The organism is Flavobacterium jejuense (assembly GCF_006491595.2).
Classification (GTDB): domain Bacteria; phylum Bacteroidota; class Bacteroidia; order Flavobacteriales; family Flavobacteriaceae; genus Flavobacterium; species Flavobacterium jejuense.
Genome location: NZ_VEVQ02000010.1, coordinates 148,980 through 158,368 on the forward strand (window position 1 = coordinate 148,980; position 9,389 = coordinate 158,368).

8 protein-coding genes are annotated in these 9,389 nt (G+C 29.2%); 7 read left to right on the forward strand and 1 reads right to left on the reverse strand.

Annotated elements, in window-relative coordinates; all coding sequences use genetic code 11:
- Positions 1-8: 8 nt before the first annotated feature.
- Complete coding sequence (locus tag FIA58_RS15375) at positions 9-1,772, forward strand: flavin monoamine oxidase family protein (RefSeq protein ID WP_140963379.1); 1,764 nt, start codon at positions 9-11, stop codon at positions 1,770-1,772.
- Positions 1,773-1,837: 65 nt separating this feature from the next.
- Here FIA58_RS15375 and FIA58_RS15380 read toward each other — a convergent pair whose 3' ends face one another.
- A complete protein-coding gene (locus tag FIA58_RS15380) occupies positions 1,838-4,009 on the reverse strand; it encodes a carboxy terminal-processing peptidase (RefSeq protein WP_140963380.1) in 2,172 nt (723 codons plus the stop codon).
- Positions 4,010-4,155: 146 nt separating this feature from the next.
- Between FIA58_RS15380 and surE the strand changes: the two genes are divergently transcribed.
- From surE to FIA58_RS15410, 6 genes are all read left to right on the forward strand, one after another.
- Complete coding sequence (surE, locus tag FIA58_RS15385; RefSeq protein WP_140963381.1) at positions 4,156-4,923, forward strand: 5'/3'-nucleotidase SurE; 768 nt, start codon at positions 4,156-4,158, stop codon at positions 4,921-4,923.
- A complete protein-coding gene (locus tag FIA58_RS15390; protein ID WP_208022820.1) occupies positions 4,920-5,195 on the forward strand; it encodes a hypothetical protein in 276 nt (91 codons plus the stop codon). Before surE ends, FIA58_RS15390 begins: the two co-directional genes overlap by 4 nt.
- A gap of 1 nt (position 5,196) precedes the next feature.
- Complete coding sequence (locus tag FIA58_RS15395) at positions 5,197-5,721, forward strand: SixA phosphatase family protein (RefSeq protein ID WP_140963382.1); 525 nt, start codon at positions 5,197-5,199, stop codon at positions 5,719-5,721.
- Between the two features lie 24 nt (positions 5,722-5,745).
- Positions 5,746-6,861, forward strand: coding sequence for a lipid-A-disaccharide synthase (gene lpxB, locus FIA58_RS15400; RefSeq protein ID WP_140963383.1), 1,116 nt, complete (start codon positions 5,746-5,748; stop codon positions 6,859-6,861).
- Positions 6,862-6,889: 28 nt separating this feature from the next.
- Positions 6,890-7,507, forward strand: coding sequence for a C40 family peptidase (locus FIA58_RS21495; RefSeq protein WP_243754686.1), 618 nt, complete (start codon positions 6,890-6,892; stop codon positions 7,505-7,507).
- A 167-nt stretch (positions 7,508-7,674) separates the two neighbouring features.
- A partial coding sequence (locus tag FIA58_RS15410) for a ComEC/Rec2 family competence protein (protein ID WP_243754687.1) occupies positions 7,675-9,389 on the forward strand: 1,715 nt, incomplete at its 3' end.

Consider the following 9,389-nt stretch of genomic DNA (forward strand, 5'->3'; position numbering starts at 1 on the left):
TTATAAACATGAATAAAAATACACCATTAAATTCTGGTATGACTCCAGATTTAAAATTAGAAGTTGCTATAATAGGAGCAGGAACTTCAGGATTATATTCTGCATTTAGACTGACCGAAGATAAAAAATATGAAGCAAAAGATGTTCATGTGTTCGATATGAATGCAAAAATAGGAGGAAGGTTGGAATCGGTTATTATGCCTGGAATGAATTTTTGGGGAGAATTAGGAGGCATGAGGTATTTAACTTCTCAGGAAATTGTAACAACATTGATTGAAGGGTGTCCTTTGACTGAAAAAAATATAGATAAACGAAAAAAAGTTTTAAAGGCTAATATGACTCCTATTAATTTTCCAATGGGAAATCCTGCTGATTTATTGATGTATTTGAGAAAGCAAGAACTTAAACAAAATGCATGGCAAGTTGAGCAAAGTAAAGGGGAGAAATTAAAAACAAGATTTTATTTAAATGAAGATGATTTAGGTTTTAGTTCGGATCAATTATTTAATAAAATTATTTATGAAGTTCTAATGGCAGATCCGTGGGTTGCTAAAAAGTATGGGAGCAAAATAATTAAGGGAAGTTCTGAATATGTATATTCTTTTGAACTAACGAGTGAAGATTGGGATGATATAAAGCCAAAATTGATATATAATTTTGAAAGTTCTCCTTACAATAAACAAAAAGTAAATGATTTAGGGTTTTGGAATTTAATTAAAGATCAAGTTTCTCAGGAAGGATATGTTTTTTTAGCAAATGCTGGAGGCTATTATTCAAACACTATCAATTGGAATGCTGCTGAAGCTTTTCCGTATATGATAGGAGATTTTTCAGATAATCCTGTCTATAAAACGATTAAGGAAGGGTATGATAGTATTGCTTATGCTTTGGCAAACACTTATATGGATAATAATGGAGCTTGTATTTGGTCTGAAAATAAATTATTGACATTTAACAATGAGCATTTACATAGTGATACTCATAAATATGAGTTGATTTTCTTAAATTTAAAAAGGAATATAGAATGGAAGGTTTATGCCAATTCAATAATTTTAGCAATGCCTAGAAAGTCATTAGAATTATTAAATCAGAATAATTTCTTTTTCAATGTAAACAAACATCAAAAGCTGAATGAAAATATTCGCTCTGTTATTAAAGAGCCTTCTTTTAAGATATTAATGGGTTTTGAAAAGCCTTGGTGGAAATCATTAGGAATCGATTCGGGGCATTCCATTACCGATTTGCCAATGCGTCAATGTTATTATTTTGGAACGGATGAAACCAATAATAATTCGATGCTCTTAGGTAGTTATGGAGATATGGAAACAGAAACATTCTGGAAAGCATTATCGGATAATGAGGTTTTATTTGAAGTAAAAAATATTAAATCAGCTTCTTTAAAAGAACTTAAGAAGTTAGATGATGTGCAAGCTTCAAAATTGATGGTTAATGAATTAATGAGTCAGTTGAGAGAATTGCATGGTGATAGTGTTGTTATTCCTGAGCCTTATGTGACCTATTTTAAAGACTGGACAGACAATCCTTTTGGGGCAGGATATCATGCTTGGAAAGCAGGTTTTTCTGTAAAAGATGTTATGCCATATATGCGTAAACCACTATTGGGAGAGAATATACATATTGTAGGAGAAGCTTATTCAGATCAACAAGGTTGGGTTGAAGGTGCTTTTTGTGAAGCTGAAAAAATGCTTGAAGAACATTATGGATTAGTTCGTCCTATTTGGATAAATTCTGATTATTATATGGGATGGTAATTAAGTATTATAAATAAAAAAATGAGGTTTTTAACCTCATTTTTTTATTTATAATAAATTGAAATTTAATCTATTTTTTCAAGTTTCCCTTTTTTGTTTCTAGTGTAAACAACACTTCGAAGTCCAATTAGATCTAAATCATTTAAAACATTTAATGCTTCATCAACATAGATGTCTTTTCCTAACTCTTCATGCCAACGAATTCTTTTCTCTTTTAAAATTGAATCCGTTTTAAATAAGGCTGTTTCATCAGGTAAAGAAGTAAATGTTAGATTGTTTTTATACTCTGATAATGATTTGAATTTTTTAAGTTTCAAATCGTTTGATTCCATCTTGTGTTTAAATTTATTGATATTTAAATCGTAAGTGTTATCGTCTTTTCTTTCAAAAATCCATTTAGCATTTTCGTCAATTAGTTTGAAATAGTCATTACCTGCAATTCTCTCATTACTTTTAGAAATAATAGATTCAAATCCAGAAAAAATTGGATTATAGTCAGCAGCATCAATTTTGTCCCAAGCTAAAGCATTTTTTTCATCACGTTCACCCATATCTAAATAAGCGAATCTGTCTGGCATTACAATATCACTTAGAACGCCTTCTCTTTGAGTTGAGCCTCCATTAATTCTGTAGAATTTTTGGGTTGTTGTCTTTAAAGCACCTAAATCTCCAAAAGAATTGCTTCTTACAAATTGATTAAGATCAATTATATTTTGAACTGTTCCTTTTCCATAAGTATGTTTACTACCTATGATAATTCCTCTTTTGTAATCTTGTATTGCAGCTGCAAAAATTTCTGATGCTGATGCAGAAAAATTATCCACCATTACTACTAATGGACCTGTCCATTGTACGCCAGGGTCTTTATCAGAAAGAATATCTTTTTTTCTATCTGAAGATTTTACTTGAACAACTGGTCCTTGTTCTATAAATAAACCAGTCATATTAACAACGGTTTCCAAAGAGCCTCCACCATTTCCTCGCAAATCCATTACAATGCCTTGAACATTTTGTGCTTTAAGCTTTTCTATTTCTATAGCAACATCTTTAAAAGCATCTCTATTATCTTTATTGTCAAAACTAATGTAAAATTTAGGTAAATAAATAATTCCATATTTTGATCCGTCTTTTTCAACAACTGATGACTTTGCAAAAGTTTCTTCGGTTTCTACTTCATCTCTTATAATAGAGATTACAGATATTGAACCATCGACTTTTTTAACAGTTAAACGAACTTCAGTTCCTTTTGCTCCCTTAATTTTTTTGACAACATCATCTAATCTCATCCCAGCAATATCAAGGGGTTCTCCATTTCCTTGTGCTACTTTAAGAATTACGTCTCCTGCTTCTAGTTCTTTAGCTCTCCATGCTGGTCCACCAGAAATCAACTCTGATACTTCAACAGCATTTTCTTTCTTTTGTAATCGAGCACCTATTCCTTCGAATTTACCACTCATACTTATGTCGAACTTGTCTTTTTCTTCTGGTGAAAAATAGAAAGTGTGTGGGTCAAATTGTTCTACAATTGAATTAATAAAAATGGAATACCAATCATTACTGTCTAATTCATTCTCAATAAAGTCAAAGTATTCATCCAATGATTTTAATGAACTTTCACGAGCTTCCTTCTCTATGTCATCAAACTTTTTCTCTTTGTAATTAGGATCTTTTTCTTTTTTGTTATGCTCTAACTTTTGTTTGTCAGTTATTGTAGATAATAAAGAAAGTTTTAATTGCTTACGCCATCTTTCTTTTAGATCTTTTTCATTTTTAGCATAAGATTGATTTTCATAATTAGTATCGATTACTTCATCACTTGAAAACTCAAAAGGTTTTGCTAATAAAGATTTATAAATCGATTTAGATTCTGAAATTCTTTTTAGTAATCGAGTATTAGTCAGATAGAAGAATGATAAATCTTTTGTTTTAATCATGTCGTCAATGACTTGCTTGTACTGATCAAATTCTTTAACATCACTAGCTAAAAAGAATCTTTTAGTGGGATCAATTCCAGTTATGTACTTGTCGTATACTTCTTTTGAAAAAGTGTCATTAATTTCTACAGGGCTATAATGTCCTTTTTCTAACACATAAGTCAATAGCTCCAAAAGTAATTTGTCTTTCTCTGGATCTTCAGTTTTTTTGGTAGGTATAAAACTCCATAAAACTGCGGATAAGGCAGTTATTAGCAAAATAACCTTATAATTTCTTTTCATAAAATCAACAATTTGGGTCATCAATAAAAATTTCTACTAATGTACATAAAAAATCATGCCATTAACCTGCAATTTAAAACATTTTTTTCACTTTAACTAAATTTTTTAATTTTAAGTTTGGAAATATTACTTTCCATTTAAATTTTTTAAATTAGCAAAAAAAATACATGAAGAAACCGCTTATTTTGGTGACTAATGATGACAGCATAGTCGCTCCAGGAATTCGATTTTTAATAAGTGTCATGAAAGAGATTGGAGAAGTGATCGTTGTTGCTCCGGATAGTCCACAAAGTGCTATGGGACATGCGATTACAATTAATAATACTTTGCATATTGACAAAGTTAATTTAGATAATGAAATAGAACATGAGTACAGTTGTTCAGGAACTCCTGTGGATTGTGTTAAAATGGCAGTACATGAAATTTTAAAACGCAAGCCAGATTTGTGTGTGTCAGGTGTTAATCATGGTTCAAATTCTTCTATTAATGTAATTTATTCTGGAACTATGAGCGCAGCTGTAGAAGCTGGTATAGAAGGAATTCCAGCTATTGGATTTTCACACTTAGATTATGGATGGAGCACAGATTTTGAACCTATTAGGGATTATGTAAAAGAAATTACAATGGCCGTTTTACAAAATGGTTTACCAGATGGAGTAGTCTTAAATGTGAATTTTCCTAAAACGGATGAAAAATCCATTCAAGGGATTAAAATTTGTAGACAAGCTAAGGCCACATGGGTGGAAAAATTTGATAAAAGAACAAATCCTCAAGGGAAAGAATATTTTTGGTTGACAGGTGAATTTGTTAACCAAGACAAAGGAGAAGATACTGATGAATGGGCTTTAAAAAACAGCTATGTGTCTGTTGTTCCAGTTCAATTTGACTTAACGGCACATCATGCAATACAAAAACTTAATTCTTGGGATTTATGATACAGAAAAAAGATATTTTTATAGGCTTACTTATTGGTTTATTAGGTGCTTTTTTGGGAACTTTTATAGCACTTCAAATCTTCACAAAACAAGGTTTTATTGAGGGTTTTAAGGTTATGAAAAGTGCTGGAATGATTGGCAAAGTAATTACCTTAGGTTGTGTGCCAAATTTATTGATATTCTTTTTGTTGTTGAAGAAAAATAAAGATATTATGGCAAGAGGAGTTGTTTTAGCAATGTTTTTATTAGTTATTATCACTTTAATTTTATAAAATGAAAAAGAATATATTATTAACTTTTCTTTTGTTTTCTTTTGTTTTTTTAACAGCTCAAAATGATATTAAAAAAACTGAGATTGGAAAAAATAATGTCACTAAAATTATTTTGTTACGTCATGCAGAAAAAGTACTTGACGGTACTAAAGATCCTAAACTAACTAGTGAAGGTGAAAAAAGGGCTGAACGATTAGGTTTTATGTTTTTAGATATAAAAATTGATAAAATTTTTTCTTCTCCTTACACAAGAACGAAAATGACTGTAGCTAAATTGGCAGAGAATAAAAATCTTGAAATAGAAGAATATGATCCTAAAGATTTAGCTTTTGCAAAATATTTACAAGAGAAAGAGCAAGGCAAAACATCAGTGATAGTTGGACATTCAAATTCGATTCCAAAGTTAGTTAATCAATTAATTGGGGAAGAAAAATTCAACCAATTAAATGAAGAAGTTTATAGTAAAATTTGGATTTTAACTTTTTCAAATGATACTTTGATTGATTGTAGTTTGTTTAATTTTTAGAGAGACTAAATCTATATTTTATATATGAAATATTATATTATTGCAGGAGAAGCTTCAGGAGATTTGCATGGTTCGAACTTAATGAAGGCAATTTACAAAGAAGATACTACAGCAACAATTCGTTTTTGGGGTGGTGATTTAATGCAAAAAGTGGGAGGAACTTTAGTAAAGCACTATCGTGATTTGGCTTTCATGGGTTTTTTAGAAGTAGTCTTAAACTTGAAAACAATTTTAAATAATATTAAAATTTGTAAAGCAGATATTGAAAACTTCAGCCCAGATGTTATTGTTTTTATCGACTATCCTGGGTTTAATATGCGAATTGCTACTTGGGCTAAAGAGAGAAATATACCAACTCATTATTATATTTCACCTCAAATTTGGGCTTGGAAAGAAAATAGAATAAAAGCAATTAAGAGAGATGTTGATTTTATGTATGTTATCCTTCCTTTTGAGAAAGATTTTTACGAAAAGAAGCATCAATTTCCTGTTGAATTTGTTGGTCATCCTTTGATAGACGCTATTCATAATAGAAAAGGTGTAGATAAAGAAGCTTTTAAGACAGAGCACAAATTAAGTGATCAACCTATTATTGCTTTATTACCTGGAAGTAGAAAACAAGAAATTATAAAAATGCTATCTGGAATGTTATCCATAGTAAAAGATTTTCCAGATTATCAGTTTGTTATTGCAGGAGCACCAAGTCAAGATTTTTCATTTTATGCTCCTTTTTTAAAGAGGAAAAATGTTCATTTTATTTCTAATAAAACGTATGATTTATTAAGTGTTTCTCATGCTGCGTTAGTAACTTCAGGAACAGCAACTTTGGAAACGGCATTATTCAAAGTGCCTGAAGTGGTTTGTTATAAAGGAAGTTGGGTGTCTTATCAAATAGCAAAGCGAATTATTACCTTAAAATACATTTCCTTGGTGAATTTAATTATGGATAAGGAAGTAGTGACAGAGCTTATCCAAGACGAGTTTAATTCTAAAAATTTAAAAATAGAATTAAATAAAATTATTGTTGGTCAAGAAAGAGGGAAAATGATTGAAAATTATACTATTTTAGAAGAAAAATTAGGAGGAGTTGGTGCCAGCGAAAAAACAGCCCAATTAATTGTTTCATCAATAAGGAAATAATCTTTATTTTCGCAAAAAAAGCTTTATTTTGAAAAAAATTACCTGTTTACTTATTCTTACTATTACTATTATTAGTTGTAAAACTCAATCGAATATTATTACTTCTAAAAAGGAAGCTGTTGAAAAAGGAGTTTATTCTTATCCAAAAAACAAGAACACTAACCAAAAACAAAGTGCTCTTGTAAATGAATCTTTCGATAAAGAAGATGAGAATGAATATGATAACACAACTTACACAAGAGTTTCAAAAAGTGAAAATACATTGGCAAACGAAATTGTTGATTTAGCTTTAGAAAATTTAGGTGTAAAATATAGAATTGGAGGTACAACTAAAACAGGCATGGATTGTTCGGGTCTTGTTTTTAGTAGTTATGGGAATTATGATGTTTCATTGCCAAGAACTTCCATAGATATGTCTAGACACGGAGAAATGATTAGTACAAGAGAAGCACAACCAGGAGATTTGATTTTTTTTAAAACTAATGGGAAAACAGTAATTAATCATGTAGGTATAATTGTAGAAGTTTTACCAAATGAAATCAAGTTTATTCATTCGTCTACTAAGAAAGGAGTTATTGTTTCTTCAACATCTGATGCTTACTATGGTAAAACATTTGCCCAAATAAATAGAGTTTTGAAGTATTGATTTGATTCAAAGATATGAAGTTTTTTAAGTTTCCAGTAATTACCTTAACTGCTTCATATGCACTAGGGATCATAATAAATCATTTTTTAAAATTTGATATAGCACTATTATATCTTTCTTTTTTCTCTTTTTTTGTACTATTTGTAATAGTTTTTTTTAGATCCAAAATGAAGTGGTTTCAAGATGTCACTTTTGGAATTGTGTCTTATTTGCTAATGATTTGTTTTGGGGCGTTATCTCATTATTTTCATATTGACACACATTATAAAAAACATTATTCAAATGTAATTCAAATTGATAATAGTATAATAGTAGGAAGTATTTCTACTGTTTTAAAACCTAGTACTAAATTTAAGAAATATATATTTGAAGTTTCACAGTGTAATTTAGAATCTAGTTTTGGTAAAATTTTATTGTATCAATCAAATACAAATCAAGCTTTGCAAGTTGGTCAGAAAATAGTGATTCATAAACCAATACTTCCCACTTTAAAAGCAACAAATCCCTATCAATTTGATTATTCAGAATATTTGCAAAAACAAAATATTTATCATCAAGTCTTTTGTAAAGAAGGAGATATTCAACGTATTGGAACAATCAAAAATTTTGATTATTACTTACAAAAAATAAGAGATAAGCTCAGTTTTAGTTTTGATTATCATCATTTTGATACGAGTACAAAGTCAATTATAGATGCATTGCTATTTGGACAACGAAATTTTATAGATAAGGAAACTATTACTAATTATTCAAAATCAGGTGTAGTCCATATTTTAGCTATATCTGGATTGCATATTGGTATTTTGTATCTGTTTTTAGCTTTTGTTTTAAAACCAATCGATAAATTTAAATATGGAAAAGGAGTTCGATTGCTTTTAATTCTTGGGTTATTATGGATTTTTGCACTTGTAACAGGTTTACCAGCTTCAGTAACAAGAGCTGTAACGTTGTTTAGTTTTATAAGTTTCGGTAATTACTTTAATCAACAGACTAATATTTTCAATGCAGTAGCAATTTCTGCACTAGTTTTATTGATTTTTAATCCTAATTTTATTTTCGATGTAGGTTTTCAATTGAGTTATGCAGCAGTAATTTCAATTTTGTTATTTCAGCCTTATTATGAAAAGTTTTATTTTACTAAGAATAGAGTTGGAGTTTATTTTATAGATATAGTTTTAGTTTCTTTGGCAGCACAAATTGGAGTTTTACCATTAAGTTTATATTATTTTCATCAATTGCCTTTACTTTTTTTATTAGCTAATATTATTGTTATTCCAATAGCTAGTTTGGTATTAATTTTTGGTAGTATTACTTTAGTTTTAAATTTTATTTTTAAACCATTTGCTTTAGTTTTGGGTAAATTTCTTTCTTTTATTATTCATTTGATGAATGAATATATCGCATTAATTGCGAAAATTGAAGATGGAATTATCCAAAATATTTCTTTTACTAGTAGTATGACTATTTTGTCCTATTTGGTTTTGTTAAGTTTTATTTATTGGATCTACAAATTGAAATGGTTTGCTTTTCGAAATGCTATGATTGTTTTGATGTTACTTCAAATAGCAATTATTTATACAAAATGGGACAACAATAAAGTTGAAGAGTTAGTCATTTTTAATAGTAAGCAGACTTTAATTGGAGCGAAAAAAGGCAATCAAATCCAGTTATTTAGTCATGACTCAGTAGGTAATAAAGATTTGATTTTAGATTATAGTAGAGGGTTGCATTGTAGTAATTCTAAATTTATGCCTTTAAAAAATGTATTGTGTTTTCAAGGTAAAAGGATTCTAATTGTAGATAGCTCTTCGGTTTATGTTAATAATGAAAAACCTGATTTGGTCTTGCTTTCCCAAAGCCCCAAATTAAATTTAGTACGATT

What these genes read in the sequence shown, in the direction of transcription:
- FIA58_RS15375 (WP_140963379.1), top strand. Translation starts at nt 9, where the DNA reads ATGAATAAAAATACACCATTAAATTCTGGTATGACTCCAGATTTAAAA.
- FIA58_RS15380 (WP_140963380.1), bottom strand. Translation starts at nt 4,009, where the DNA reads ATGACCCAAATTGTTGATTTTATGAAAAGAAATTATAAGGTTATTTTG.
- surE (WP_140963381.1), top strand. Translation starts at nt 4,156, where the DNA reads ATGAAGAAACCGCTTATTTTGGTGACTAATGATGACAGCATAGTCGCT.
- FIA58_RS15390 (WP_208022820.1), top strand. Translation starts at nt 4,920, where the DNA reads ATGATACAGAAAAAAGATATTTTTATAGGCTTACTTATTGGTTTATTA.
- FIA58_RS15395 (WP_140963382.1), top strand. Translation starts at nt 5,197, where the DNA reads ATGAAAAAGAATATATTATTAACTTTTCTTTTGTTTTCTTTTGTTTTT.
- lpxB (WP_140963383.1), top strand. Translation starts at nt 5,746, where the DNA reads ATGAAATATTATATTATTGCAGGAGAAGCTTCAGGAGATTTGCATGGT.